General features: G+C 65.5%; 24 protein-coding genes and 1 pseudogene. 13 read left to right on the top strand and 12 right to left on the bottom strand.

What is annotated here, in order from left to right:
- Positions 1 to 14 precede the first annotated feature (14 nt).
- From L0U80_RS01180 to L0U80_RS01170, 3 genes are all read right to left on the bottom strand, one after another.
- Positions 15 to 980 (bottom strand): MlaD family protein, encoded by a 966-nt coding sequence (locus L0U80_RS01180; RefSeq protein ID WP_233861994.1) that lies wholly within the window; start codon positions 978 to 980, stop codon positions 15 to 17.
- 238 nt (positions 981 to 1218) lie between these two features.
- On the bottom strand, positions 1219 to 2106 hold the full coding sequence (locus L0U80_RS01175) for an ABC transporter ATP-binding protein (protein ID WP_233861992.1): 888 nt from the start codon (positions 2104 to 2106) through the stop codon (positions 1219 to 1221).
- Complete coding sequence (locus L0U80_RS01170; RefSeq protein WP_233861991.1) at positions 2106 to 3236, bottom strand: MlaE family ABC transporter permease; 1131 nt, start codon at positions 3234 to 3236, stop codon at positions 2106 to 2108. Before L0U80_RS01170 ends, L0U80_RS01175 begins: the two co-directional genes overlap by 1 nt.
- A 271-nt stretch (positions 3237 to 3507) precedes the next feature.
- Here L0U80_RS01170 and L0U80_RS01165 point away from each other — a divergent pair, with 271 nt between their 5' ends.
- The 3 genes from L0U80_RS01165 to L0U80_RS01155 all read left to right on the top strand — a co-directional run bounded on the left by L0U80_RS01165 (position 3508) and on the right by L0U80_RS01155 (position 5584).
- The gene (locus L0U80_RS01165) at positions 3508 to 4416 is read left to right on the top strand and encodes a biotin--[acetyl-CoA-carboxylase] ligase (protein WP_233861989.1); all 909 of its coding nucleotides are present in this window, start codon (positions 3508 to 3510) and stop codon (positions 4414 to 4416) included.
- Positions 4413 to 5240, top strand: coding sequence for a type III pantothenate kinase (locus tag L0U80_RS01160; RefSeq protein WP_233861987.1), 828 nt, complete (start codon positions 4413 to 4415; stop codon positions 5238 to 5240). The genes L0U80_RS01165 and L0U80_RS01160 overlap by 4 nt, the downstream gene beginning before the upstream one ends.
- A 104-nt stretch (positions 5241 to 5344) precedes the next feature.
- The gene (locus L0U80_RS01155) at positions 5345 to 5584 is read left to right on the top strand and encodes a hypothetical protein (protein WP_233861985.1); all 240 of its coding nucleotides are present in this window, start codon (positions 5345 to 5347) and stop codon (positions 5582 to 5584) included.
- 64 nt (positions 5585 to 5648) lie between these two features.
- On the opposite strand, the gene rfaE2 is transcribed toward L0U80_RS01155, so the two are convergent.
- The 7 genes and pseudogenes from rfaE2 to L0U80_RS01120 form a co-directional block, all read right to left on the bottom strand.
- Entirely contained in the window at positions 5649 to 6134 is a 486-nt protein-coding gene (rfaE2, locus tag L0U80_RS01150) for a D-glycero-beta-D-manno-heptose 1-phosphate adenylyltransferase (protein ID WP_233861983.1), read from the bottom strand.
- A gap of 128 nt (positions 6135 to 6262) precedes the next feature.
- A complete protein-coding gene (locus L0U80_RS01145) occupies positions 6263 to 7132 on the bottom strand; it encodes a ferritin family protein (protein WP_233861981.1) in 870 nt (289 codons plus the stop codon).
- A 440-nt stretch (positions 7133 to 7572) separates the two neighbouring features.
- On the bottom strand, positions 7573 to 8778 hold the full coding sequence (locus tag L0U80_RS01140) for a patatin-like phospholipase family protein (protein ID WP_233861980.1): 1206 nt from the start codon (positions 8776 to 8778) through the stop codon (positions 7573 to 7575).
- Between the two features lie 55 nt (positions 8779 to 8833).
- On the bottom strand, positions 8834 to 9511 hold the full coding sequence (locus tag L0U80_RS01135; protein WP_233861978.1) for a PhaM family polyhydroxyalkanoate granule multifunctional regulatory protein: 678 nt from the start codon (positions 9509 to 9511) through the stop codon (positions 8834 to 8836).
- Positions 9512 to 9662: 151 nt separating this feature from the next.
- A complete protein-coding gene (locus L0U80_RS01130) occupies positions 9663 to 10493 on the bottom strand; it encodes an enoyl-CoA hydratase/isomerase family protein (protein ID WP_233861976.1) in 831 nt (276 codons plus the stop codon).
- Positions 10494 to 10558: 65 nt separating this feature from the next.
- A pseudogene (locus L0U80_RS01125) lies at positions 10559 to 10717 on the bottom strand (ABC transporter substrate-binding protein); the annotation flags it as partial.
- A gap of 252 nt (positions 10718 to 10969) precedes the next feature.
- The gene (locus L0U80_RS01120; protein ID WP_233861975.1) at positions 10970 to 11968 is read right to left on the bottom strand and encodes a fumarylacetoacetate hydrolase family protein; all 999 of its coding nucleotides are present in this window, start codon (positions 11966 to 11968) and stop codon (positions 10970 to 10972) included.
- A gap of 288 nt (positions 11969 to 12256) precedes the next feature.
- Between L0U80_RS01120 and L0U80_RS01115 the strand changes: the two genes are divergently transcribed.
- The 4 genes from L0U80_RS01115 (at position 12257) to L0U80_RS01100 (ending at position 16282) form a co-directional block, all read left to right on the top strand.
- Positions 12257 to 13171: an IclR family transcriptional regulator gene (locus L0U80_RS01115; protein WP_233861973.1), complete on the top strand. Its 915-nt coding sequence runs from the start codon at positions 12257 to 12259 to the stop codon at positions 13169 to 13171.
- Positions 13172 to 13278: 107 nt separating this feature from the next.
- Entirely contained in the window at positions 13279 to 14694 is a 1416-nt protein-coding gene (locus tag L0U80_RS01110; RefSeq protein ID WP_233861971.1) for a DUF3108 domain-containing protein, read from the top strand.
- Positions 14695 to 15087: 393 nt separating this feature from the next.
- Entirely contained in the window at positions 15088 to 15876 is a 789-nt protein-coding gene (locus L0U80_RS01105; RefSeq protein WP_233861969.1) for an alpha/beta fold hydrolase, read from the top strand.
- 148 nt (positions 15877 to 16024) lie between these two features.
- Positions 16025 to 16282, top strand: a complete 258-nt coding sequence (locus L0U80_RS01100) for a BTH_I0359 family protein (RefSeq protein WP_124152353.1) — start codon at positions 16025 to 16027, stop codon at positions 16280 to 16282.
- A 108-nt stretch (positions 16283 to 16390) separates the two neighbouring features.
- On the opposite strand, the gene L0U80_RS01095 is transcribed toward L0U80_RS01100, so the two are convergent.
- Positions 16391 to 16876 (bottom strand): cupin domain-containing protein, encoded by a 486-nt coding sequence (locus L0U80_RS01095; protein WP_233861967.1) that lies wholly within the window; start codon positions 16874 to 16876, stop codon positions 16391 to 16393.
- A gap of 352 nt (positions 16877 to 17228) precedes the next feature.
- Between L0U80_RS01095 and L0U80_RS01090 the strand changes: the two genes are divergently transcribed.
- The 3 genes from L0U80_RS01090 to L0U80_RS01080 all read left to right on the top strand — a co-directional run bounded on the left by L0U80_RS01090 (position 17229) and on the right by L0U80_RS01080 (position 21504).
- Positions 17229 to 18296, top strand: a complete 1068-nt coding sequence (locus tag L0U80_RS01090) for a homocysteine S-methyltransferase family protein (protein ID WP_233861965.1) — start codon at positions 17229 to 17231, stop codon at positions 18294 to 18296.
- A 100-nt stretch (positions 18297 to 18396) separates the two neighbouring features.
- Positions 18397 to 21114, top strand: coding sequence for a methionine synthase (gene metH / locus L0U80_RS01085; RefSeq protein WP_233861963.1), 2718 nt, complete (start codon positions 18397 to 18399; stop codon positions 21112 to 21114).
- Positions 21115 to 21312: 198 nt separating this feature from the next.
- Entirely contained in the window at positions 21313 to 21504 is a 192-nt protein-coding gene (locus L0U80_RS01080) for an acid-shock protein (protein ID WP_233861961.1), read from the top strand.
- A 154-nt stretch (positions 21505 to 21658) separates the two neighbouring features.
- Here L0U80_RS01080 and L0U80_RS01075 read toward each other — a convergent pair whose 3' ends face one another.
- Complete coding sequence (locus tag L0U80_RS01075; protein WP_233861959.1) at positions 21659 to 21985, bottom strand: DUF1840 domain-containing protein; 327 nt, start codon at positions 21983 to 21985, stop codon at positions 21659 to 21661.
- A 358-nt stretch (positions 21986 to 22343) separates the two neighbouring features.
- Here L0U80_RS01075 and argS point away from each other — a divergent pair, with 358 nt between their 5' ends.
- From argS to L0U80_RS01060, 3 genes are all read left to right on the top strand, one after another.
- Positions 22344 to 24128 (top strand): arginine--tRNA ligase, encoded by a 1785-nt coding sequence (gene argS / locus L0U80_RS01070; protein WP_233861957.1) that lies wholly within the window; start codon positions 22344 to 22346, stop codon positions 24126 to 24128.
- Between the two features lie 86 nt (positions 24129 to 24214).
- Positions 24215 to 25042, top strand: coding sequence for an SPOR domain-containing protein (locus tag L0U80_RS01065; protein WP_233861955.1), 828 nt, complete (start codon positions 24215 to 24217; stop codon positions 25040 to 25042).
- Positions 25043 to 25228: 186 nt separating this feature from the next.
- Positions 25229 to 25867 carry a thiol:disulfide interchange protein DsbA/DsbL gene (locus L0U80_RS01060; protein WP_233861953.1) on the top strand — a complete coding sequence of 213 codons (639 nt, stop codon included), beginning with the start codon at positions 25229 to 25231 and terminating at the stop codon, positions 25865 to 25867.
- The last annotated feature ends 3 nt before the right edge of the window (positions 25868 to 25870 follow it).

Genomic DNA, 25870 nt, shown 5'->3' with positions numbered 1-25870 from the left:
CACCGTGCGTTGCATCACTTGCCGCCGCCCGCCGCAGGCCAGGCGAAACCCGCCTCGCCCGGCCCCGGCATGGCCTGCGGCGCACCGCCGAACAGCACGCTGCGCGGACTCGTGCTGAACGTGCCCGCCGCGCGATCCACCGAGCGCATCGCCGAGCGCACGTCGTCGGTCAGCGAATCGACGCGCGGCAGCGTGTCAAAGCCAAGACGCGCCGAAAGACTCTGAATCGACGCATCCATCGACTGCAGCGCAACACCGGCCTGCGCCGCCGCCGTGCCGGCCTTGTTCAGGTTCGTCTGGAACGGGCCGTCCGGGCGGTTCATGTTCTGGACCAGCTGGTTCGTCGAGTTCAGCGTGCGCTGAAGATCGCTCACCGCCGCGGGCAGGCGGCTCGTCGTCGGTTCGAGCTGTTTCGCGAGCGTGCTCGCGCTGTCGGCGGCCTGCTTAAGGCTCGTGACAGCGGCCACCAATTGCGTGCGATTCTGCTCGGAGAGCAGTGCGTCGATGTCGTCGGCGATGGCGTCGAGCTTGCGCAGAAGCGCGTCGCCGCGCCGCTGCAGCTGATCGAGCAGGCCCGGACGCAGCGGCAACTGGGCGACGTTGGCTTCCGACGTTTGGAGCGGCGTCTCATCGAGACCGGAATCGTCGAGCTGCACGAACGCGATGCCCGTCACGCCCTGCAGTGCGAGCGTGCCGAAGGTGGAGCGCGTCATGGGCGCCCGCTTGTCGACGAGGATGCGAATCACGATCTGACCCGGCCGCTTCCTGTCGAACTTGATCGACTCCACCCGGCCGACGTCCAGACCGCGATAGCGCACGGCCGCGTCGGGGGACAGGCCCGTCACGTTCGAGCGCGAGATCAGGTCGAAAGGCTCGCGCACGGTGCGGTCGACGCTGAAGTAGAACACCACCAGCCCGATCACGACCAAGAGGCCGATCGTGAACAGGCCAGCCCAGAACGCATGCGGTTTGTTTTCCATCGTCAGGTTTCCTCTGCGGCGGCCGTAGCGCGATACGACGCGCCTCGCTTCATGTTGCCGTGTGTGCGTGCGCGCGCCGGACGGCGCAACGCCTTATCAGCGCTGTGCGTCGCGTACCGCACGCGGCGTTGCGTGGGCGTTCCCGCACGCGAAGCCTGGCCCGCCTGCACTCGCGGCGCGCTCGCAGCCGCTGCACACTGCGCGCCGCTTCGTTCGCGACGAGACATCCCGCGCCGCGTCAGCATGGGCTTCCCCCTGTCGTGCCGAACGCCGGCGCGAGCGCCGCGCTCGGCAGCTTCGCGCGCCGCCCGGGCGGCAGCGCCTGCAGCGCGCGCCGTCCGCGCGTGCCGAGAAAATATTCGCGGATAAACGGATCGTTCACGCCAGCCACCTCCTCCACCGGCGCCGCAACGAGCACGCGACGCTCGGCGAGGACGGCCACGCGCGTCGAAAGCGCGACCATCGCGTCGAGATCGTGCGTGACGAGCACGACGGTCAGCCCGAGCGCGCGATGCAACGTGCTGATCAGATCCACGACTTCGTCCGACGAACGCGGGTCGAGCCCCGCCGTCGGTTCGTCGAGAAACAACATTTCGGGCTCCAGCACGATCGCGCGCGCAAGGCCCACGCGTTTGATCATGCCGCCCGATAGCGCCGCCGGCATCTTCGACGCGTGCTTGCACGGCAGCCCGACCATCTCGAGCTTGAGCATCACGATGTCGCGCAGCAGGTCTTCGGGGACCTTGCCCAGTTCGCGCACGGGCTGTGCGACGTTGTCGAACACCGACAACGAGGAAAACAGCGCCCCATGCTGGAACAGCATGCCCGTGCGAGTGCGCATGAGCCGCACGTCTGCCGGGGCGATCTGCGTGAGATCCTCGCCGAACAGCCTGATCGCGCCCGACGTCGGCTTTTCGAGCCCCAGAATGTTCCGCACGAGCGTCGTCTTGCCCGAGCCCGAACCGCCGACGAGCGTCACGATCTCACCACGCCGGACATCGAAATCCAGATGCTGGAGCACGAGATTACGTCCATAGCGCTTCGTCAGGTTGCGCACCTCGATCACCGGCTCGCCGATGGCGGGAAGCGGCAGATCGCGCACGGCGTCTTTGAGCGGCGTACTCACTAGAACCCCACGTTCTGGAACAGCATTGCGAACACGGCGTCGGCGAGGATGACCATCGTGATCGATGCGACGACCGACGTCGTCGTCCCCTCGCCGAGACTCTGCGAATTCGCCTTGATGCGAAAGCCGAAGTGGCAGCCGATGATCGCGATGAGCATGCCGAACGCCACGCCTTTACCGAGGCCGAACCACAGGTTCGAGATCGGCACCGCCTCGGGCAGCGAGCGGACGAAGTACATCATGCTGATGTCGAGCACCCAGTTTGCCGCGAGCGCGCCGCCGAAGAGCGAGATGATGTTGGTCCAGATGACGAGGAGCGGCATCGCGATGGCGAGCGCGAGGACGCGCGGCAGAATCAGCCGCAAGCCGTGCGAGATGCCCATGACGCGCATGGCGTCGAGTTCCTCGGTCACGCGCATCACGCCGATCTGGGCGGTGATCGCAGATCCCGAGCGTCCCGCGACGAGAATCGCCGAGAGCACCGGCCCGAGTTCGCGGATGATCGCGAGCCCGAGGATGTTGACGATGAACTGGTTCGCGCCGAAGAGCCGCAACTGCTGCGCGGACAGATACGAAAGCACGATGCCGATCAGGAACGCGACGAGCGCCGTGATGGGCAGTGCGCGCGCGCCGGCGTTGTAGATGTTCGAGGAGATCTCGATCCAGGGCGTGACCTTCGGCTTGCGCAGCACTAGCAGCAGGTCGAGGACCACGCGGCCAAGCATGCCGATGCCGCCGTACAGGTGATCGAAGAACGAGAAGATCGCGAGTCCGAGCCGCGTGACGGGATCGACGCGGATCACCTTCTCCGCCGGCTCGCGGGCCGCGTCGAGCAGCGCGATGCGCTCGAAGATGTCGTGCTGGGTGTCGGTGAGCGCGACGAGGTTGGGCGGCAGCTTGCGCCCCCAGACGCGCCAGAGCGCCTGGCCGCCCACGTGGTCCATGCGTTCGACGAGCGAGAGGTCCCATTGGCCGACCTGTTCGCTCGTGAGCGCGCGCAGGCGCACTACCGCTCCGCCCAGCTCCCGGTCGCGCGCAAGCGCGAGCGCCGTCCACTGGCCGGACAGGCGGACGATCTTTCCGTGGGTACCGGCCGAGATATCGAGGCCGGGGGGCGTCTCATGAGTCAAGGGGCGGCGCTCTGAGGGCAAAAGGTGAGGAAAGTGACCAGTCATTGTATCGAACGCACCCTGTTTTGGCCGTGCTGGAGCGCAGGGTGGGTTGCCTGATCGTTTGACCGCGCGAGTGGATAGCTGGCACAAGCGGTCGGCCTCGCCTGCTCTCGCTTGTGCGCCGGCTGCCGGGACGGTGTTATTCCCGCAGCGCGCAGCGCCGGCGCACCACCCGGACAGCGGCAATCGCCCCGCTTCCACTACGGCGCCACCTACTACAATAGCGCTCATGAACGCGAAGTCTTCTTCCCCCGATACCCCACCCGCCAGCGACTGGCGCATCGACCGCGACCACGCGGTCACGTTGTTCGGCCCGGCTGCCCACGACTGGCCCATCGAGATCGTCGAGGAAACCGGTTCCACCAATGCCGACCTGATGACGCGCATGAAGGCGCTCCCGCAGCGCCGCGATGCACTCGCGCGGCCAATCGTGCGTGTCGCCTACCTGCAGACTGCCGGCCGCGGCCGGCGCGGGCGCAGCTGGGTCGCGCAACCCGGCGACGCCCTCCTGTTCTCGATCGCTTGCGTGCTGCCGCGTCCGATCGACGGCCTCGCGGGCCTGAGCCTCGCGATCGGCTCGGCACTCGTCGATGGCCTTCGCACGCTGCCCGTCGCCGCCCCCGGCCAGATCGCGCTCAAGTGGCCAAACGACGTGCTGCTGGAGGGCGACAAGCTGGTCGGCATCCTCATCGAAACCGCGTGGAGCACGCCCGACGCAACGGCGGTGGTGATCGGCATCGGCACGAACGTGCGCGGCGCCGACGAACTCGCCGCGAAAATCGACGCGCTGAATACAGGCGCGGCCGCACCGTCCGTGCCCGGCACGACGCCGACCGCGTTGTCACGCGCGTGGCCGAACGCGAATCTCACCGACACGCTCGCCGCCGAACTCAACGCCCTCGACGGGGCGCTGCAGCGTTTCGGTCAGTCGGGCTTTGCCGCGTTTCAGGCGCGCTGGAACGCGTGCCACGCGTATGCGGGCCGCGAGGTGGTGCTGTTCGAGCAGGGCAAGGAACTGATGCGCGGCATCGCGGTTGGTGTGGACGAGCGCGGCCAGCTGCTCGTCGATACCGCGCAGGGGCGCGAAACCGTCACGACCGGCGACGTCTCGCTGCGTATCGCGGACGGCCACGCATGAAGCGCGCGCCGGAACGGTCGCCGTTTCTGCTCATCGACGCGGGCAATAGCCGGATCAAATGGGCCATCGCCGACGCCGCTGGCGTGCGCACGCACGCCGGTGCGGCGAGCCATGACAGCGTGACGGACGGCACGCAGGTTCTCTCCGACTGGTCGAAACTACCCACGCCCACCAGCGCGTGGATCTCGAACGTCGCGGGCGACGCCGTCGCGCGGCGGCTCGACGCGTTGATCGAATCGCGCTGGCCCGGCCTGCCGCGCACGGTGATCCGCGCATGCCCGCAGCAGTGCGGCGTAACCAACAGCTACACGACACCCGATGCGCTCGGCACCGACCGTTGGGCAGGCATGATCGGCGCGCGCGCTGCGTTCCCGGGCGAGCCGCTCCTGATCGCGACGTTCGGCACGGCGACGACGCTGGAGGCGCTGCGTGCGGACGGCACGTTCGTCGGCGGACTGATCGCGCCGGGCTGGTCGCTGATGATGCGCTCGCTCGGCGAGCACACCGCACAGTTGCCGGTAATCGATGCGGGCACGGCACGCGAGCTTGGTGGCGTTGCCGGAAACGATGACGCTGGTGTTGCGACACGCGGCCCGCTCTTCGCCACCGACACAAAGCGCTCCATCTCCGCGGGCTGCGCGCTCGCGCAGGCGGCGCTGATCGAGCGCGCGTGGGCGGATCTGAACGATGCCTGGAAGGTGCCGGTGCGGCTCGTGGTAAGCGGCGGTGCAGCCGCCGAAGTGACAACGGCGCTCAAGGTGCCGCATACTCGCCACGACGCGCTCGTGCTCGCGGGGCTCGCGCTGATCGCGGCGCAATCCTGAGCGAGCGCCGGTGACGCATGAAACAAACGGAAACCAGCAGAAACAAGCACCGCGCGGCCCGCGCTGTGACTAACTGACGAACAATTGCGACGGAGCTTCACACGATGCTGCGCTGGGTGATCCCTCTCCTGATTCTCGCCAACGGCGCCGCTGCTGCGGCGAACCTCGGCGTATTCGGCCCGACGCCCGCTTCGGGACCGCGCGACAGCGCGCCGCTCGCCCGGCAGATCCATCCGGAACGTCTCTCGGTGCGGCCGATCGTGGCGTCCGAATCGGTCGATGTGCCGGTGGTCGGCGGCCCTGTTTCGGACCCTGCCGTGCAGTCTACGCCGCTTGCGCAGTAAAGCAGTCGTACACACGCGGCGCGCGTGCGACGCGGCCAGCACCGCTGACGACGGTTTCCCCCGCTTACTCCTCTTGCGCGCGCACCTTCTTGAGAAGCTTGGTCGTCGAGCGGTCATGCTCGAAAGGAATCGCGAGCGCCCGTCCACCCCAGCCGCGCACGATCGCCGACTCGGGTAGCGCATCCATGTCGTAGTCGCCGCCCTTCACCAGCACGTCGGGACGGAGCGCCTCGATCAGCTCGACCGGCGTGCGCTCGCCGAAACACACCACCCAGTCCACGCTCTCCAGCGCCGCCAGCAGCGCCATGCGGTCGCCTTCCGTGTTGATCGGACGATCGTCGCCCTTGCCGAGCATGCGCACCGACGCGTCGCTATTCACACCGACGATCAGCGTCGCGCCGAGCGCCTTCGCGTCGGCGAGATAGGTGACGTGCCCGCGGTGCAGGATGTCGAAGACCCCGTTAGTGAAAACCACCGGGCCGGCGAGCGAGGAGCGAAGTTGCGCGAGTGCCTCGCGGGTCGTGATCTTGCGTTCGAAGGAAGCGGGCATCGGATGAGAATCGAAAAGAAGAAGAGCCAATAGAAAACGAAAACGGCCCGGTACGCGCGAGCGCTCCGGGCCGTGTCCTGATTCGGGCGAGGTGCGGGCAAGCGCCTGCGCCTCGCGGATCTGCTGCGTCAGGCGTGCTGCTGCGTGCCCTGCTCGGCCTGCAGGCGCAGAACCACTTCCTTGCGATAGCGGTTCAGTTCCTGTGCCGTGGTGAATGTGCGCTCGAACAGGATCGACATGTTGTGCAGAATGCGCTCGACGACCTTCTTTTCCCAACCGTCGTCGAAACGGATCTGCTCGTCGAGCCAGCGCTCGAGCCATTCCGGATCGGGCAGGCGCGACTGCACGGTGTCGCGCGGGAACAGCGACTGGTTCACGTGCAGGTTCGTCGGGTGCAGCGGCTTTTCCGTGCGGCGCGCCGAGGCCATCAGGACGCCGATCTTTGCAAACGCCGCGCGCGCGACGTCGCCGAAGTTCGTGAGCGCCTTCTTCATGTAGCGCAGATACGCGCCGCCGTGACGCGCTTCGTCGCGCGAAATGGTTTCGTAGATGGCCTTGATGACCGGCTCCGTGTGCCATTCGGCTGCGCGGCGATACCAGTGATTCAGGCGGATTTCACCGCAGAAGTGCAGCATCAGCGTTTCGAGCGGCGGCGCCGGATCGAACTCGAAGCGCACGGCGTGCAGCTCTTCCTCGGTCGGCACCATTTCCGGCTTGAAGCGGCGCAGGTACTCCATCAGCACGAGCGCGTGCTTCTGCTCTTCGAAGAACCACACGCTCATGAACGCCGAGAAGTCGCTGTCGTTATGGTTGTCGCGCAGAAACATCTCGGTGGCCGGCAGCGCCGACCATTCCGTGATGGCGTTCATCTTGATGGTCCTGGCCTGCTCGTCGGTGAGGAGCGATGCGTCGAACTTGTCCCAGGGGATGTCCTTCTCCATGTCCCATCGGACCGATTCGAGCGATTTGTAAAGTTCCGGATAAAGCATCGTGTTCATAGTTCCGCCCCAGATCTGCGCATGACGTGCGCATGACGATTTCATAGCGTGCCGCGAGCCCGCGGGACAACGCGGCGCGCAGGCGAAAAGCATTTAATTTTACGCGGTAATCGGCCGCCCAGATGCGTGCAGCATGCAGTCTCCCGCCTGCCGCACAACAATCCGCGATATCCGAATGAAAGACGGCCTGGCAGGCCGTGGTGGAATCCGCACCTCAATCCGGGCTGCCGGTGTGTCCGCCGGGCTTAGCCCTTACCGCTGGTCCCTCGCGTCGTCCTGCGGGCCATCGCCCACTGCGACAGATTGCCGCAACGCTGCCATCCGCCGCTTCACGAACACCCGGCGCCTTACCTGAAAAGTTGCCGAAGTGGGTGAAACCGGGTCCAACAGCGTCAAAAAACTCGCATTAAAACATTACGGAATGATAGCACGGCGGTCTTTCAGGCCCGGCGCGCCTCGGGATGGGCTTCCGGAGCGCCGGTCGGCGCCTGGAGCCAGATCAAAAGCAGGTCGCGTTGCGCCAGCGTGTCCCGATATCCGAGTTCGATCAGCTCGCGCGTGAACGCCTGCTCGAACAACAGATAGCTCGCGAACGCCGCTCCCGATGCGCGATTGCCGCCGACCGCGCCAAGCAGCATGCGCACCGACGCGGGCAAGCGCAGCAGATGTCGTGCGGCGATCAGTTCGATACGCTCGCTGGGCGCGATGGCGAGCACGTCGACGTGATGCCAGCCGCTCTCGGGCTCAACCGCGTGCGGCAACTGCTGCACCACGCGGTTGATGTACTCGAGGCGCTCCATATCCGCGCCGAGCGAATCGAGGAACACGCTCGCGAGCACCTGCTGGCCGATCTGCGCGAGCGTCGGATAGACGTCGATGTCGGGGCCCGCGGCAGGCACCTCGGGCGTCGGCGCGGCGGCGCCGATCACGACGATGCGCTGCGCGCCGAAGTGGATCGCGGGACTGAGCGGCGCGATCTGGCGGATCGAGCCGTCGCCGAAATATTCGTGATGGCCGTCGAGTTCGAGGCGCACCGCAGGAAACACATAAGGAATCGACGCCGACGCAAGCAGATGCGCGGGCGTGAGCGCCACCATGCGCGCCGTGCGCTGGGCGCGGCGCCAGGCGTGGATGGGTTCGCTCGCCTGATAAAAGGTGAGATGCCGTCCCGACGAATAGCTGAGCGCCGTGACGGCAAGCGCATGGAGACGCCGCTCGTCGAGCATCTGCTCGATGCGGTGAAAGCTCAGGGTGCGCGCGATCAGGTGTTCGAGCGGGGTGTTGTCCAGCAGCGTGCGCGGCACGCGGCGCGCCATGAGGCCGAACGTGGCCCAGCCGAACGCGAGCGCCCCGAGCCAGCGCGCGCCCGCCGCCGCGATGCCGGGCCAGTCGGTGCGATAGACCTGATCGGCCGAGATGTTCGACCAGACGTCGACGAGGCGTGCCGCGCCCTGCGTGAAATGGTCGGCGTGACTGGCGATCGACGTGGCGTTGATCGCGCCCGAAGATGTGCCGCAGACGATCGTGAACGGCATCGCGCGGCGCGCGGGATCGGCCGCTTCCGCCAGCTCGGCGAGTGCGCGCAACGCGCCGGCCTGGTAGGCCGCGCGTGCGCCACCACCCATCATCACGAGCGCAAGCCGCATGATGCCGACGCTCCCCGTATGCGCTCTCGCGCCGTTCAGGCCTGCGCCGCGCGCCTCACGCAGGCTTCGCCGGCGCCTTCTTCGCTGGGCGCGACGCGGACGGCTTGCTCGTGCCGCTGGTGCGCCTGGCCGCGGGCTTCGCGTCCGCGCTCTTCGCCGCCGCAGCGTCGCCTTCCTGTGTCGCCATGACGGGCTGCGCCGCCGCGAACTGCGCGAGCTGATTGAACTGGGCCTGCAGCAGATTCCACCAGGCCGAGGCGTCGAAACCCGGGGGCGGCGGGCTGTCCGAAGCGGACGCCTCAGCCGCGGGCTCCGGCTCGGGCGCGGCGCGGGTGAACGTATGCGAAGACTCCCTCGACGACGCGGGCGGCGGCGTCATCTGCGATTGCGCGAACGCGCCAAACGCGCGCAGCGTCGAGAGCGTCGCGCGCTGCACCTCCAGCGCCTGGATCGACGACTGCAACATGCTCAGGTTGAGCTTGAGCCACTGCTCGACGGCACGCAGGTCGGTAATGCGCTTGTCGAGTTCCTCAATGTTGGTGAGCGGGGTCATCATGTCGGACATCATCGACAGTGACGGCCCAAAGCCCTGCGCCATCCCCGGCTCGCTACCCGGGAACGCGCTGCCGAACGGTGTGAGACGCATCATCCCCCACATGCGGTCCAGCATTTCTGCGGGCGGGAAACCGGGAAATCCCGGGAACGGCGGCACGGAACCAGCTGTTTCGGTCATGCGGATCTCCTCGCACGGTTGGAGGTCAAGAGACATGCGTTCCGATCATACCGCGCGAGCCGCACCGTGCGCGACGGTCGGCGCTCGCGCGGCCGATGCATTCAGGCCATCGTGCCGCTCGCGCGACTCGTGGACCGTGAGGCCACGGCCATCACGCCCCGAACGGATCGCCGCCGGGGAAATCGGGCGCACGGCGCTCGCGCAGCGACTTCACGCCCTCATGCACGTCCGGGCCCGAGAAGCCCATGAATTCGAGCGCGAGCGACGTGTCGAAATTCGGCCCAGCCATGCGCAGCCAGTTGTTGAGCGCGTACTTCGTCCAGCGCACCGCCGTTTGCGAGCCGTTCGCGAGCCGCTTCGCGACTTCGAACGCCTTCGGCACCAGATCGTTTTCATCGACCGCAAGCGACACGAGGCCGATGCGCTCAGCCTCCTCGCCGCTCACCGGCTCGCACAGCAGCAGGTAGTACTTCGCCTTCGCCATGCCGCACAACAGCGGCCAGACGATCGCCGCATGGTCGCCCGCTGCTACGCCGAGACGCGTGTGCCCGTCGATGATGCGCGCCGTTTTCGCCGCGATCGAGATATCGGCGAGAAGGCCCGCGACGAGCCCCGCGCCCACGGCCGGCCCGTGCATCGCCGACACGACGGGCTTGCTGCAGTTGATCACGTTGTAGACGAGGTCGCGCGCCTCGCGCCAGACGCGCGCGCGCACGTCGAAATGCGTGGCCATGTCCTCAACGAGCTTCAGATCGCCGCCCGCCGAAAACCCCTTGCCCTCGCCGCGGATCAGCGCGACGCGCGCATCGGGGTCGCGGTCCACGTCGCGCCAGATTTCGGCGAGTTCGCGGTGCATGCTGGCGTCGGCGGTTGCGAGGCCGCTCTTGTTCGTGCCTTCGCCGCTCATCACGATCTCGACGATGCCGTGCTCGTGCCGCTCTACGCGAAGCGCGCGATAGCTGGCGTAAAAAGGATCGTTCATGGACGGATACTCCTTGCTTCGTATTACTGATTGGTTGGACGGGACTGCAATGCCTGCGACGCGACTCAGTGCGGCTGACAAACCCATTTGCCGTCGCTGATCTCGACCATCACGCGGGCGCGACCGTCGAGGCCGCGGTGATCGGTGGTGCTCATGTTGACGACGCCATTCGCATCGACGAGACCACGCGTCGATTCGAGCGCGTCGCGCAGCGCACGGCGGAACGCGGATGCAAGCAGCACGGCCGCACGACTCAGTCGAGAGGGCTTCATGGTGTCTCCAGATTTATGGTGCGTGCGCATTCTTCGTATCGCGTCGTTCACCGCACCGTTACCGGATAGTGCCAGCAGCGGCGCGGCGCGAGCCCTGTCGGGTGCGTTTTTCAGTGTAGCGGCGCGTGCCGGATGCGGCATCCGGCGAAACCCTTTCGGAGGGCATCTCGCACGAGCCTCCTATACAAGCGCGCCACGCTCACGTCACACTCCGGCCGCTTCATGCAACGGCACCACCGCCTGATCGATCGCACCGAAAACCGACTTACCAGCCTCGTCGAGCATTTCGATCTTCACGGAGTCGCCGAACTTCATGAATTCCGTGCGCGCCTCGCCATGCTCGATCATTTCAAGGCAGCGCTTCTCGGCGATGCAGCAGTAGCCGCGCTTCGCGTCCTTGTTCGAGATCGTGCCCGACCCGACGATCGCGCCCGCGCGCAGATTGCGGGTCTTCGCCGCGTGCGCGATCAACTGGCCGAAGTGGAACACCATGTCCGTTCCCGCGTCGGGCTGGCCGACCTTCTTGCCGTTCCAGTGGACGAGCATCGGCAGATGCACGCGGCCCTCGCGCCAGTGGCCGCCGAGTTCGTCGGGCGTCACCGCGACCGGCGCGAACGACGTGGCCGGCTTGCTCTGGAAAAAGACAAAACCCTTCGCGAGTTCGGCTGGAATCAGGTTGCGCAGCGAAACGTCGTTGACAAGCGTGACGAGACGCACGGCTTTGAGCGCTTCGTCGGGCGTAACGCTCATCGGCACGTCGCCGGTGATCACCGCGACCTCGGCCTCGAAGTCGATGCCGAACGATTCGGATGCGCACACGATGTCGTCGGCGGGGCCGATGAAGTCATCGCTGCCGCCCTGGTACATGAGCGGATCGGTCCAGAACTCCGGAGGCATTTCGGCGCCGCGCGCGCGGCGCACGAGCTCGACGTGATTCACATACGACGATCCGTCCGCCCATTGATACGCACGCGGCAGCGGCGCCATGCACTCGCGGGCATCGAAATTGAAGGCGTTGCGGGCCCGGCCCTGGTTGAGCGCATCGTAGAGATCGAGCAACTGCGGCGCGTAAAAGCGCCAGTCGTCGAGCGCGCGTTGCAGCGTGGGCGCGACCTGGTCGGCGATGGCGGCGGTGCGCAGGTCGCGGGAAACGACGATCAGCTGGCCGTCGCGGGTGCCGTCCTTCAGTGTGGCAAGTTTCATGGAAGCGGGCGTTGTCCGGATGACGATAGAGGAAATGTATTCTACGATGGTGAATCCGCGCAGCCAAAGTGGTGGCGGCACATGGGTGGCAGGCCACTCCCGCGCTGGGGCCGTGGCTCGGGGCTTGCGGTGGCTTTGGCAGCCACCGCGGGCGATGGCCGCTGAAACCGTAGCCGCGCCGCCCGTCTCTGCGGCCAGGCTACGCCGACGCGCCCAGCCCGCGCTGTCTTGCTCGCCGTGTTGCCGCCCGTTACGCCACTCGCTGTTGCCCTGACCAGAACGATATCCATGCCACCAACCGCACGCACCGCCCCGCGCTTTGCCGCCGGTCCGACCGACCCGGCCGCCACGGACGACCTCGGCCCGGACGACCTCGCCGACGCCCACGACAACCCCGACGCCTCCGCTGGCAGCGAAGAAAAACTGCGATCGGGCATCCAGTCGATCGAGGTGGGTTTTCGTCTACTGGAAGTGCTGACCAGCGAGCCGCGCGCGATGATGCTGCGCGACCTCGCGCGGCGCGCGGGCATGAGTCCGGCCAAGGCGCACCGTTATCTCGTGAGTTTTCTGCGGCTCGGCGTAGTCGCGCAGGACCCGCTCTCGGGGCGCTATGAACTCGGCGGCTTCGCACTGCAGCTGGGCCTCGCGCGACTCGCTCGCGTCGATGGCGTCAAGCTCGCACGACTGGCGCTGGCAGAAATGCACGATGCGCTCGACGTCACGCTCGGCATCGCCGTGTGGGGCAATCAGGGGCCCACCGTCGTCCACTGGATCGAGTCGAGCCATCCGGCGAAGGCATCGCTCAAGCTCGGCGACGTGATGCCGATGCTCAGCTCCGCCACCGGCCTGCTGTTCGCCGCGTACCTGCCGCGCAGCAAGACCGGCCCGTTGATCGAGCGCGAACTCAGCGGCGCGCAGCACTTCACGACGGGCTCGACACCGCGCACGGCCGAGCAACTCGAACGCGCACTGGCCGAAGTGCGCGAACACGGCGCGGCGCGCGTCGAAGGCATGCTTCTGCCGACGATCCACGCGTTCTGCACACCGGTCTTCGACGCAACCGGCGACCTCGCGCTCGGCCTGATCGCGCTCGGTCACGAAGGCGCGTTCGACATCCGCTGGAGCGGCTCGGTCGATACGGCATTGCGCGCGTGCGCGCAGAAGCTGTCCTGGGAATTGGGGTACAGTCCAGACGAACGCTGAACCACCATCGGCACGCAACCGCCGGAGTGGAACGTCGCGTCGCTGTGCACGGTCGAACCCGGTTCATGTCACATTAACGTTCATCGTCATCGCCAACGCGCCAACCCATGTCGACCGCCACCGTCCCCACCCGCCCCGGCCCTGTCCGGCCGCGCCGCGCATACGCGTGGCGCTGGGTGACGGCGTTCGTCGCGGTGACGATCCTGCACGGGGTCGCCGGCGAGTGGTTCGAGCGTCATCGCGATGCTCCACCACCCGTCACCACGGTGCACGTGCCGGTCCAGGTCGCCCTGCTGAAGCCCGCGCGTATCGAACGCGAAGCACATCCCGCGTCGCTGTCCGCGCACGCGCTGAAACCGGCCCCGCGTCCCGTGCACCGCAAAGCGCCTGACCCACACACGCTCCGTGCCATTACGCCGCCGCAGCCGCATGCGTCGTTGCCGGCGGAACAGCCCACGACAAGCGCCGCCGCCGATACCGCGGCGTCGGACACCGCCGCAACCGGCACATCGACGGCCGCGAGCCTGAATCAGAACGCCAACGCGAACGCTGCGGCGGGCACCGGCAATACGCCTTCGGCGCCCGCTGCGAACGCGTCGCACGGCGTGAAGTTCTCGATCCCGCCCTCGGGCGATCTGCAGTACGACACGTTTTATAACGGCGTGCGCAACCAGCCGGGCACGATCCATTGGATGAGCGATGGCGAGCGTTACGACATGGTGGTATCGGTGCCGCTGCCGTTCGTCGGCACGTTCAGCTGGACGAGCAGCGGACACGTGGACGCGTTCGGCCTGGCTCCTGACAAGTACGTCGAGAAGCGAGGTCATCGCCCCGAGGAGGTCACCCACTTCAACCGCAGCGACAAGCAGATCGTGTTCACGCGCACGCCGGTCTCGCGTGCGTTGCCCGACGCCGCGCAGGATCGCTTCAGCATGGTGATGCAACTCGCGAGCCTCGTTCGCGGGGACCCCGCCGCATACCAGCCCGGCGTCACGCGCGAGTTCTACGTCGCCGACAACGACAGTGCCGAGACCTGGCCCGTAACGACGATCGGCGACGAGACGGTGCGGACATATCACGGGTATCTCACGGCGCGCCACTTCATGCGACTGCCTCGCCGCGAGGGCGACAAGCGGCGCATCGATGTGTGGCTCGCGCCGTCGCTTGGCTGGCTGCCGGTACGGCTCGTGCAGACCGAGCCCAATGGTACGGAATTCGAATTGCTGTGGCGTGGTGCCGTCAAACCGGTCGCATCGAACGACACCGGCGGCACAGGCACGGCAGGCAACGGTGCGAGCGCGGCGGCGCCTGCGATCGAAGCAGCGCCATCGAGCGAAACAGGGGCAGCGTCCGCGGGCAACGCGACGCCAGAATCGCCCGCATCAGTGACGCCCGTGACCGGATCGCAAACTTCATCGCCTCCCGACATGGCGCCGCAATCGGAAGCGTTACCGGCTGCGCCTTCGCCAATACACGCAGGCCGGGATGCAATACCTGGCATGAGTGACACCATCAAGCCCTGAACGTCGAAGCACGTATCAGCAACGCCCAGTCGAAACGTGCGGTAACACGCGCTCACAATCGAACGCGATCAGTGCGGTTCATCACTCGGCAAGTCGCCGTGAAATAGCGCATACTGCAAACACCGGAAGCGAACGTTATCGGGAACATTTGGCAGTCCATTCACTGCATCCTCGATCGTCATCACAGCTTCCAGCATTGCACTTCGCACCGCCTCAATCTGAAGAAAAGAACAGACGAAAAAATCGAAGCGCGCTGCCAATATGAATTCCGGGGACCGCACCCCATACCGTCCCGCGCACGTTTTAGCGCGCGGGTTGCTCCACCGGCATCACGTCCACGCAGCACCTCGCAGACGGCCTGACTCCCGACCCGGCAACGTGAAGGAGGAAACCATGCAAGTGACTGTCAACGGCATCGATACGCACTACGTCCTCGATGCGCGAAGTGGCGGACCCGCGCTCACGTTCGTGCATCAACTGGGCGGCGATCACACCGTGTGGGACCACCTGGCCGGTCATTTTCGTCATCGCTACAACGTGCTGCGCTATGACGTGCGCGGTCACGGAGCCAGCGCGATTTCGCGCGAACCGTTCGGCTTCGCACAGCTTGCCGCCGATCTCAACGCCATCCTCGATACGAACGGCGTAACGAGAACGCACCTCGTCGGTGTGTCGATGGGCGGCATGATCGCGCAGCAGTTTGCAATCGACTATCCGGCGCGCGTGCTCTCGCTGACGCTTTGCGACACGTCGAGCCGCACGCCACACGAAGCACGCGACATGTGGACCCAACGTGCCGCGCTCGTGCGCCGCGAAGGCACAGTGATGCTCGCGAACGCCACGATGGAGCGCTGGTTCACGCCGGAATTCCGCCAGGCACACGGCGAAACCGTCAAAGTAATTTGTGACGTTTTATTACGGACAGCTTCAGAAGGTTATGCGATGGCCTGCGAGGCACTGCGTGATTTCGACGCGCACGAGCGGCTCGCAGAACTGCGCGTACCAGCGCTCGCCGTCGCCGGACGTTACGACAGCGGCACGCCGGCTGCTGCCACACGAGCGCTCGCTGACGCCATCGCGGACGCACGTTTCGAGATCCTCGACGCGGCACATCTGGCCCCTGTAGAGGAATCCCACAGATTCACGGCGTTGCTTGAAACGTTTCTGCATCAATCGGTCTAACGGAAGCACCTGATACAGGAAGCAGCACGAGAACGAGAAAGAGAGCAGCCCACAAGAGCAGTAATGAGGGACCCCCTTGAATTCCAGAACCAACGCTCCATGTATTGCAGTAAGGAAGCCAGGGAGCACAGGAAAAAGGAGTGTCGCCATGCAAATGATCTACAACAGTCCAAACTATTGTGTCGTCGAATTCCCGCCGGAGGATGGTCACGGCGCGATGAAGTCGGGTGGCTATGAAATCGTCGACAAGAATGCACGGCGCGAGATCTTCATCGACGGCGTGATGGCGGCACATTTTCGCGAGCATGTGCAGAAGCTCATCGAGGAAGAACCGTCGCTCGATGAAGTCGACGAGTTCCTCGGGCAATTCGACAGTCTCATGATGCATCCAGTGGTGCTTCACTGACCTCCCACGTTAGCGACGCTCCACATCCGCCCAGAAAACCCCGTCCGCATCGCCGGACGGGGTTTTCTTTTTCTGCTTCTTCGTTTCTTTGCCGGGAGATCGGCAGCATCACTTTTTGCCGACACCGCCACCGGGCTCCTCGATATCGGACCAGTTCACGAGATTCCTCGGCATGTCCGAATTGCGGTACAGCCGTTTGTTTTGGCGAGGATAGTCGCAAACGTCATGGGCACGACGTTCTCCGACAACGATACAGCGCAAGGTCTCCGAACCGGTATTCCTGATCGAGTGAGGCAAGCCCCCCTTCCTGTAGCCGATGAAATCCCCTTGCCCGATGGGGTATTCATCATCCCCGATCACCGCGGTCGCCGTTCCGCTCAGTACGAAGACGCACTCGTCCTCATGATGGTGAAAGTGATGCTCCGTCGTCTCATCGCCCGGCTCGACCTCGATGAGATGGAAGCCGAATCCGGTGAGGCCGGTCGCTTCCCCTAGCGACTTGTTGATACGTTTTGCGTTCGGGTTGATGAAATGGGTCTTTCTCGTGCCCTCCATCTCAGCGATGTCCTGGCTTTTGATCAGATACAGGCTCATGGTGGTCCTCGTTCGTGATGGCGTTACGCCGACGTCCTTACGCAATTCAGCAATTCAACCGGAAGAACTGTACCGCCGAAACGTCGCATTCCTCCTGAAGATTCAACGGATCGACGGAATCATTCAGCCAGCGCACTGAAGCCTGGCGTCTTTCGCGGACGTTTGAGGCTCGTCGCGCAGCGTGTTCGCGCCGCAGTCCGCCCGTATCAGCGCGTTCCCCGGTTTCTGCAGCCATCCGCGCACGCACCGCGCCGCCTACGCGGCGGACAGCGCCGCCGCCCGGCGAATCTGCCCGTCAGCGGCTACAATATTGGGTTTCACCGTTCAACCGGCGCCAAGCCCTCCGCCTTCCATGAACCAGCCTGCCGATAACGTTCTTAGCGCCGCTCCAGCCCAGTACACGCGCGGGGCCGCCCTGCCCGCGTTGCTCGCGTCGCGCATCCTGATCCTCGACGGTGCGATGGGCACGATGATCCAGCGCTACAAGCTCGACGAAGCCGCATATCGCGGCGAACGCTTCAAGGACTTCGGGCGCGATATCAAGGGCAACAACGAATTGCTCTCGATCACGCAGCCGCAGATCATCCGCGAGATCCACGACCAGTATCTCGCCGCGGGCGCCGACATCATCGAAACCAACACGTTCGGCGCGACCACCGTCGCCCAGGCCGATTACGGCATGGAAGACCTCGTCGACGAGATGAACCTCGAATCGGCGAAGCTCGCGCGTGCTGCGTGCGACAAGTACTCGAGCGCCGACAAGCCGCGCTTCGTCGCGGGTGCGATCGGACCGACGCCGAAGACCGCAAGCATCTCGCCCGACGTGAACGATCCGGCCGCGCGCAACGTAACGTTCGACGAACTGCGCGCCGCGTACTACCAGCAGGCGAAGGCCCTGATGGACGGCGGCTGCGACCTGTTCCTCGTCGAGACGATCTTTGACACGCTGAACGCCAAGGCCGCGCTGTTCGCCCTCGACCAGTTGTTCGAGGACACGGGCGAGCGACTGCCGATCATGATCTCGGGCACCGTCACCGACGCATCGGGCCGCATTCTCTCGGGGCAGACCGTCGAGGCGTTCTGGAACTCGCTGCGTCATGCGAAGCCGCTAACGTTCGGCTTGAACTGCGCGCTCGGCGCGGCGCTGATGCGCCCGTACATCGCCGAACTCGCGAAGCTGTGCGACACGTATGTGTCGTGCTACCCGAACGCGGGCCTGCCGAACCCGATGAGCGACACCGGCTTCGACGAACTCCCCGCCGACACCTCGGGACTGCTCAAGGAATTCGCCTCGGCGGGCCTCGTGAACATCGCGGGCGGATGCTGCGGCACGACGCCCGATCACATCGCCGCGATCGCCAAGGCGCTTGCCGAGGTGAAACCACGCCGCTGGCCTGGCCAGTATCGCGACGCCGCCTGAACTCACGATTCACGATGCGGCCGCGAAGCGCGGTGCCGCAATCGCGCGGGGTGCAAGCCCCGCCGCCACCCAAGACAACCCGACGACCCGGCCCCACGCCATGACTGACCATACCCTGCGACTCTCCGGCCTCGAACCCTTCAACGTCACGGAAGGCACGCTGTTCATCAACGTGGGCGAGCGCACGAACGTGACCGGCTCGAAGGCCTTCGCGCGGATGATCCTGAACGCCCAGTTCGACGAAGCGCTCGCCGTCGCGCGCCAGCAGGTCGAAAACGGTGCGCAGGCCATCGACGTGAACATGGACGAAGCCATGCTCGACTCGAAGGCGGCGATGGTGCGCTTCATGAACCTCATCGCGTCCGAGCCCGATATCGCTCGCGTGCCGATCATGATCGACTCGTCGAAGTGGGACGTGATCGAAGCGGGCCTGCAATGCGTGCAGGGCAAGGCGATCGTCAATTCGATCTCGATGAAGGAAGGCACGGAGCAGTTCGTTCACCATGCGAAGCTGATTCGCCGCTATGGCGCAGCGACCGTCGTGATGGCGTTCGACGAACAGGGCCAGGCCGACACGTTCGCGCGCAAAACCGAAATCTGCAAGCGCTCGTACGACATCCTCGTGAACGAAGTGGGCTTCCCGCCCGAGGACATCATCTTCGACCCGAACATCTTCGCGGTGGCGACGGGCATCGAAGAGCACAACAACTACGCCGTCGACTTCATCGAAGCGACGCGCTGGATCAAGCAGAACCTGCCTTACGCGAAGATCAGCGGTGGCGTGTCGAACGTGTCGTTCTCGTTCCGCGGCAACGATCCGGTGCGCGAGGCGATCCACACCGTGTTCCTCTACCACGCGATCCAGGCTGGCATGGACATGGGCATCGTCAATGCGGGCCAGCTCGGCGTCTATGCCGACCTCGATCCGGAACTGCGCGAGCGCGTGGAAGACGTCGTGCTCAACCGCCGCGCCGACGGGACCGACCGTCTGCTCGAAATCGCAGACAAGTTCAAGACCGGCGCGGCGAAGAAGGAAGAAAACCTCGAATGGCGTAACCAGGATGTCGAGAAGCGTCTTGCGCATGCGCTCGTGCATGGCATCACGAACTTCATCGTCGAGGACACCGAAGAAGCGCGCCAGAAGATCATGGGCGGCGGCGGACGCCCGATCAACGTGATCGAAGGTCCGCTGATGGACGGCATGAACATCGTCGGCGACCTGTTCGGTCAGGGCAAGATGTTCCTGCCGCAGGTCGTGAAATCGGCGCGCGTGATGAAGCAGGCCGTCGCGCACCTGATTCCGTTCATCGAAGAAGAAAAGCGTCTGCTCGCCGAAGCAGGCGGCGACGTGCGCGCGAAAGGCAAGATCGTGATCGCGACCGTGAAGGGCGACGTGCACGACATCGGCAAGAACATCGTGTCGGTCGTGCTCCAGTGCAACAACTTCGAAGTCGTCAACATGGGCGTCATGGTGCCGTGCAACGAGATCCTCGCGAAGGCGAAGATCGAGGGCGCGGACATCATCGGGCTTTCGGGGCTCATCACGCCGTCGCTCGAAGAGATGTCCTATGTCGCGTCTGAAATGCAGCGCGACGACTACTTCCGCGTGAAGAAGATTCCGCTCCTGATCGGCGGCGCGACCACGTCGCGTGTTCATACCGCGGTGAAGATCGCGCCGCACTACGAAGGACCGGTGGTGTACGTGCCGGACGCGTCGCGTTCGGTGTCGGTGGCGTCGAGCCTGCTCTCGGACGAAGGCGCGACGAAATACATCGACGAACTCAAGAGCGACTACGAGCGCATTCGCGAACAGCACGCGAACAAGAAGGCACAGCCGCTCGTCACGCTCGAAGAAGCGCGCGCCAACAAAACAAAGATCGACTGGAAGAGCTATCAGCCCGTGAAGCCGAAGTTCATCGGCCGCCGCGTGTTCAAGAACTTCGATCTCAACGAACTTGCGAACTACATCGACTGGGGTCCGTTCTTCCAGACGTGGGATCTCGCGGGTCCGTATCCGCAGATTCTCAACGACGAGGTCGTCGGCGAATCGGCACGTAAGGTGTTCTCCGATGGGAAGTCGATGCTGGCGCGCCTGATCCAGGGCCGCTGGCTCCAGGCGAACGGCGTGATCGCGCTCCTGCCCGCCAATACCGTGGGCGACGACGACATCGAGATCTACACCGACGAGTCGCGCAGCAAGGTGGCGCTCACGTGGCGCAACCTGCGCCAGCAGTCGGTTCGTCCTGTGGTGGACGGCGTGATGCGCCCGAACCGCTCGCTCGCCGACTTCATCGCGCCGAAGGAATCGGGCGTGGCCGACTATATCGGCATGTTCGCGGTGACGGCGGGCATCGGCGTGGACGTGAAAGAAGCGCAGTTCGAAAAGGACCACGACGACTACAGCGCGATCATGCTCAAGGCGCTCGCGGACCGCTTCGCAGAAGCGTTCGCCGAAGCGATGCACGCACGCGTGCGCCGCGACCTGTGGGGCTACGCGACGAGCGAAACGCTCGACAACGACGCGCTCATCGCAGAGAAGTATTCGGGCATCCGTCCGGCCCCGGGCTATCCAGCGTGCCCGGACCACCTCGTGAAGCGCGACATGTTCGACTTCCTGCAGGCAGACGAAGTCGGCATGAGCGTGACCGAATCGCTCGCGATGCTGCCGGCCGCGAGCGTCTCGGGTTTCTATCTCGCGCATCCGGACAGCACGTATTTCTCGGTGGGCAAGATCGGCGGCGACCAGCTCGCAGACTACGCACGCCGGATGGCACTCTCCGACGCGGACGCCCGCCGCGCGCTCGCGCCGCTGCTGTGACAACTGGAAGCGCGCGTGCGGCGGCCTGAACGTTCTGCTGCACGCGGCGCTTCGTCTTTGTAAGATGGGACACCTCCACAGGCCTGAGGGCCGTATCGGTCAAGCGATTACGGCAGGCGACGCGTTGCGTCGTCTCCGGCGCCATACCGGCTGGCCCATCAGCAAGTCATGAAAAGCAACTACCGACGGAGTAATCGTATGAAGAAGCTGATGTTGATGGTGACAGCCTTGGGCGTCGCCGCGCTTGCCCAGCCGTCGTTTGCCCAGGCGGTTGCGCCGCAGGAATCGAGTGCCGTGTCGTCGTACTCGGCGCCCACTGAAAAGCATGTGAAGAAACCGAAGGTGAAAAAGGCGAAAAAAGACGCGGCCTCGACCGCCGCCGCGGCCTAGCCGCCAGCAGCCACGTCCAATGCCGCGTCACGCGGCCCGCAAAAAGCAAAGAGCCCGCAAATGCGGGCTCTTTTTTGTCCTGAAGAAACCGGCGCCAACGCAACGCGGGTCGCGCTCCCGCGAAGCCATCAGCCAGACCGGCCCGTGTGTGCCCTTAAAGGCCCCACACGATATCGTTCTGTTCCTTGCGCGCCGCGCGCAGCATGTCGAGGAACGGGAACGCGCGCTGGGCAAGGCCAACGGGCAACTCGTGGGGAGCGTGATCGTCCTCGCCTTCGTGGAAGTGGCCCTGGTGCTCGGCGCCCTCCTTCTTGTCCGTGGCGATCGCCGTTTCGAGCTTCGTGATCGCGGTATCGAGTTCGTCGTGGGTAATCACGCCGCGCGCTGCAAGCCGTTTGCCGATGATGCCGAGCAGGTACTGTGCGAGGTTGTCCATCATCATGACATCAGGCGCCGCATGGCATTTGAATGTAACCAGCATGACTGCTCCCTTTTGATTTTTGAGGTCCGCACCTTCCGGCCGACAAACCGCGAAACACGCCCATCGCGCAGCCGACAAGCCCACCCGGCAAGGCACCCGCGCGGCGGCTGCCTGCGGGGCCGCGTCCGCCCTTGCAGGGCATCGCATTACACATATTAGCACCTGCTAAAATCCCTCTGAACGAATTACCCGTAGGGCGCGGCCGGCAAGGCGCGGGCCGGATTCGCGCCAGACAGCGCGCGCGAGCCACGGCCACCACGCCCGCCCTCACCCGTCGCAGTCGACGGCACACTGACGGCACGCCCCGGCCCGTGTCATCGGACCGCACCCAATCACCCGCACAGGATCTGCAACAAGCATGCTGCCCGCACAGAAACACACCCTGGAGACCCTGCTCGCCGACGCAGTTGGTCAGGTGGCCAAAGCCATCGAAGGGGCCACCGAATCGGCATTCGTCATGCCCGCCATCACGCTCGAGCGACCCAAGGTCGCCGCGCACGGCGACGTCGCCTGCAACGTCGCGATGCAGCTCGCCAAGCCGCTGCGCGCCAATCCGCGCCAGCTTGCGCAGCAGATCGTCGATGCCGCGCTCGCGCTGCCTGCAGCCGCGGGCCTCGTCGAAGCGGCCGAAGTGGCCGGCCCCGGCTTCATCAACCTGCGCCTCACGGCGAGCTCGAAACGCGACGTAATCGGCGCCGTGTTCGCCGAAGGCGAGGCGTTCGGCCGCTCGAAGCTGGAAGCGGGCAAGCGCGTGCTGGTCGAGTTCGTGTCCGCGAACCCCACGGGCCCGCTGCACGTCGGCCACGGCCGCCAGGCCGCGCTCGGCGACGCCATTTCCAACGTGCTCGCCTCGCAGGGCTACGACGTGCACCGCGAGTTCTATTACAACGACGCGGGCGTGCAGATCCACAATCTCGCCGTCTCGACCCAGGCGCGCGCGCGCGGCCTGAAGCCCGGCGACGCGGGCTGGCCCGAATCCGCGTACAACGGCGAGTACATCGCCGATATCGCGCAGGACTATCTCGCGGGCGAAACGGTCGCCGCGAAGGACGGCGAGCCGGTGAAGGGCGCGCAGGATCCCGAAGACATCGACGCAATCCGCCGCTTCGCCGTCGCGTATCTGCGCCACGAGCAGGATCTGGATCTGCAGGCGTTCGGCGTGAAATTCGACCGCTATTACCTCGAATCGTCGCTTTACACCGAAGGCCGCGTGGAGAAGACCGTCGAGGCACTGGTCGCGTCGGGAGAGACCTACGACGAGGGCGGCGCGCTGTGGCTCAAGACCACCGACTACGGTGACGACAAGGACCGCGTGATGCGCAAGTCCGACGGCACCTACACGTACTTCCTGCCCGACGTCGCCTACCACGTCACCAAGTGGGAGCGCGGCTTCACGAAGGTCATCAACGTGCAGGGCTCGGACCACCACGGCACCATCGCACGCGTGCGCGCGGGCCTGCAGGCGCTCGGCATCGGCATTCCGAAGGGCTATCCCGACTACGTGCTGCACAAGATGGTCACCGTGATGCGCGACGGCCAGGAAGTGAAGATCTCCAAGCGCGCGGGCAGTTACGTGACGGTGCGCGATCTGATCGAATGGTCGGGCGGCGCCACGCCGGACAGCGAAGTCTCGCCCGAACTGCTCGACGAGGCCACGATCCGCCGCGGCCGCGACGCCGTGCGCTTCTTCCTCATCTCCCGTAAGGCCGACACCGAATTCGTGTTCGACATCGACCTCGCGCTCAAGCAGAACGATGAAAACCCCGTGTACTACGTGCAGTACGCGCACGCGCGGATCTCGTCGATCCTGAACGACTGGCAGGCGAAGCACGGCGGCAACCTGGCTGCGCTGCCCAAGGTCGGTCTCGCGCCGCTGTCGAGCGAGCGCTCGCTCGCACTGATCGCGAAGCTCGGCGAGTTCCCCGACATGCTCACGCACGCCGCCGCCGAACTCGCACCGCACGCCGTGGCGTTCTATCTGCGCGAACTCGCCGCCGAGTTTCACTCGTTCTACAATGCCGAACGCGTACTCGTCGATGATGCCGCCGAGCGCGACGCCCGCGTCGCCCTGCTCGCGGCCACGCGCCAGGTGCTCGCGAACGGTCTTGCGGTGATCGGCGTCTCCGCGCCCGAGCGCATGTAACAGCGACCACGCGCGAGAGCGACACGCGAAGCGACATGTATGGGGCCGTCCGCTTGATTGCGGGCGGTAGTTCCAGGATTCCTTGTTTGCAGGTGATTCAGACGATGGCACAACCGCGCCGCACTACAAAACAGCAGTCGAAGCAGTCCGGGGGTACGTTTCTCGGTGTCGTCCTGGGGCTGATTGTCGGCCTCGCGATCGCGGTGGTGGTAGCGCTCTACATCACGCGCGCGCCGACGCCGTTCGTTGCGAAGGTCGCCCCGCCGGCCGCCTCCGACGCGAGCCAGCCCGACGCCCAGTACGACCCGAACCGCGCGCTGCAGGGCAAGTCGCCGGGCCAGCCGGTACCGCAGACGGCGCAAACCACGCCGCCCAATACAGCACCGGGTCAATCCGCGAACCCGTCGCAGCCGGGCATGCTCGACGAGCCGCAGATCGTCGAAGTGCCGGGATCGGCCCCGGCGAGCGCGAACGGCATTGCCGTCGCCCCGCCCGCCGCCGGTTCGAATGATGTGGCCAACGCCAACGCGGCCAATCCCGTGAAGAAGTCGTCGACGGGTATTCCGCCGCAGACGCTCGCGAACAATGAGCCGCAAAAGTCCGCAACGGCCGTCCCCGCTCCGGCCGCCAAGCCTGCGCAGAGCAGCGCGGCAGCGCCTGGCGCCGCAGACGCGAACGCCGGCTACTTCCTGCAGGTAGGCGCGTACAAGACCTCGTCCGACGCCGAGCAGCAGCGCGCGCGTCTCGCGTTTCAGGGCTTCGAATCGAAGGTCACCCAGCGCGACGCGGGCGGTGTGACGTATTATCGAGTCCGCATCGGCCCGTTCGGGAAGTTCGACGAGATGAACTCCACGCGTCAGCGTCTGTCAGACGCGGGAATCGATACAGCCGTTATCCGTTTCAGCAAGCAGTAACCCAGGCGCCCGCACCGCGCCGCCGTCCCGCCCGCTTGCAGGGCGCGCGGGCGGCGCACCCCGCGGGCAACAAGCAACGCAGCAACCCCGCATGTCGGAGCAAGCCCGGTACGAGCGTCGCTCGCGCAAGGGGCAATGCGGTTCAACGCCGGCTATGCCGGCCAAGTCAACGAAGGTCAACAGAACATGAAACGAATTCTTGGTTCGCTTTTGCTCTCGCTCTCGATGTTCGTCGGGCTCGCGCATGCGGCGCCTGCCGCGCCCGTGGCCGGCAAAGACTACTCGACCCTCGCGACTCCGCAGCCGGTCAATGCGCCCGCGGGCAAAATCGAAGTCATCGAGTTCATGTGGTACGGCTGCCCGCACTGTGCCGAATTCGATCCGCTCCTCGAAGCCTGGATCAAGAAGCAAGCCCCGGACGTCGTGTTCAAGCGCGTGCCGGTGGCGTTCCGCGACGACTTCATCCCGCATTCGAAGCTGTTCTACGCGGTCGATTCGCTGGGTCTCTCGCAGAAGCTCACGCCCGCTATCTTCAATGAAATCCACGTGAACAAGAACTACCTGCTCACGCCGGAGGATCAGGCCAAGTTCCTCGCGACCCAAGGCGTCGATCCGAAGAAGTTCATGGAGGCGTACAACTCGTTCTCGGTGCAGAGCGCCCTCCAGCGCGACAAGGAAGTCACCGCCGCGTTCAACATCAACGGTGTCCCGACGCTCGCCGTTCAGGGCAAGTACTTGACCGGCCCGGGCCAGACCAACAGCCTGCCGCGCACGCTCGAGGTGCTCGACTACCTCGTCTCGCGAGTCCGCGCGAAGCAGATGTAAGTC

Origin of the sequence: Paraburkholderia adhaesiva (assembly GCF_021390575.1) — a bacterium.
GTDB classification, from domain to species: Bacteria; Pseudomonadota; Gammaproteobacteria; order Burkholderiales; family Burkholderiaceae; genus Paraburkholderia; species Paraburkholderia adhaesiva.
This window is presented reverse-complemented; position numbering and strand designations above follow the sequence as displayed.

Excerpts from the sequence above, each read along its gene's own strand:
- L0U80_RS01120 (WP_233861975.1), bottom strand. The coding sequence starts at position 11,968 with ATGAAACTTGCCACACTGAAGGACGGCACCCGCGACGGCCAGCTGATC.
- L0U80_RS01135 (WP_233861978.1), bottom strand. The coding sequence starts at position 9,511 with ATGACCGAAACAGCTGGTTCCGTGCCGCCGTTCCCGGGATTTCCCGGT.
- L0U80_RS01075 (WP_233861959.1), bottom strand. The coding sequence starts at position 21,985 with ATGCTGGTTACATTCAAATGCCATGCGGCGCCTGATGTCATGATGATG.
- L0U80_RS01110 (WP_233861971.1), top strand. The coding sequence starts at position 13,279 with ATGTCGACCGCCACCGTCCCCACCCGCCCCGGCCCTGTCCGGCCGCGC.
- L0U80_RS01130 (WP_233861976.1), bottom strand. The coding sequence starts at position 10,493 with ATGAACGATCCTTTTTACGCCAGCTATCGCGCGCTTCGCGTAGAGCGG.
- L0U80_RS01095 (WP_233861967.1), bottom strand. The coding sequence starts at position 16,876 with ATGAGCCTGTATCTGATCAAAAGCCAGGACATCGCTGAGATGGAGGGC.
- L0U80_RS01160 (WP_233861987.1), top strand. The coding sequence starts at position 4,413 with ATGAAGCGCGCGCCGGAACGGTCGCCGTTTCTGCTCATCGACGCGGGC.
- L0U80_RS01140 (WP_233861980.1), bottom strand. The coding sequence starts at position 8,778 with ATGCGGCTTGCGCTCGTGATGATGGGTGGTGGCGCACGCGCGGCCTAC.
- argS (WP_233861957.1), top strand. The coding sequence starts at position 22,344 with ATGCTGCCCGCACAGAAACACACCCTGGAGACCCTGCTCGCCGACGCA.
- rfaE2 (WP_233861983.1), bottom strand. The coding sequence starts at position 6,134 with ATGCCCGCTTCCTTCGAACGCAAGATCACGACCCGCGAGGCACTCGCG.
- L0U80_RS01155 (WP_233861985.1), top strand. The coding sequence starts at position 5,345 with ATGCTGCGCTGGGTGATCCCTCTCCTGATTCTCGCCAACGGCGCCGCT.
- L0U80_RS01105 (WP_233861969.1), top strand. The coding sequence starts at position 15,088 with ATGCAAGTGACTGTCAACGGCATCGATACGCACTACGTCCTCGATGCG.
- L0U80_RS01115 (WP_233861973.1), top strand. The coding sequence starts at position 12,257 with ATGCCACCAACCGCACGCACCGCCCCGCGCTTTGCCGCCGGTCCGACC.
- L0U80_RS01145 (WP_233861981.1), bottom strand. The coding sequence starts at position 7,132 with ATGAACACGATGCTTTATCCGGAACTTTACAAATCGCTCGAATCGGTC.
- L0U80_RS01180 (WP_233861994.1), bottom strand. The coding sequence starts at position 980 with ATGGAAAACAAACCGCATGCGTTCTGGGCTGGCCTGTTCACGATCGGC.
- L0U80_RS01060 (WP_233861953.1), top strand. The coding sequence starts at position 25,229 with ATGAAACGAATTCTTGGTTCGCTTTTGCTCTCGCTCTCGATGTTCGTC.
- L0U80_RS01080 (WP_233861961.1), top strand. The coding sequence starts at position 21,313 with ATGAAGAAGCTGATGTTGATGGTGACAGCCTTGGGCGTCGCCGCGCTT.
- L0U80_RS01165 (WP_233861989.1), top strand. The coding sequence starts at position 3,508 with ATGAACGCGAAGTCTTCTTCCCCCGATACCCCACCCGCCAGCGACTGG.
- L0U80_RS01090 (WP_233861965.1), top strand. The coding sequence starts at position 17,229 with ATGAACCAGCCTGCCGATAACGTTCTTAGCGCCGCTCCAGCCCAGTAC.
- L0U80_RS01100 (WP_124152353.1), top strand. The coding sequence starts at position 16,025 with ATGCAAATGATCTACAACAGTCCAAACTATTGTGTCGTCGAATTCCCG.
- metH (WP_233861963.1), top strand. The coding sequence starts at position 18,397 with ATGACTGACCATACCCTGCGACTCTCCGGCCTCGAACCCTTCAACGTC.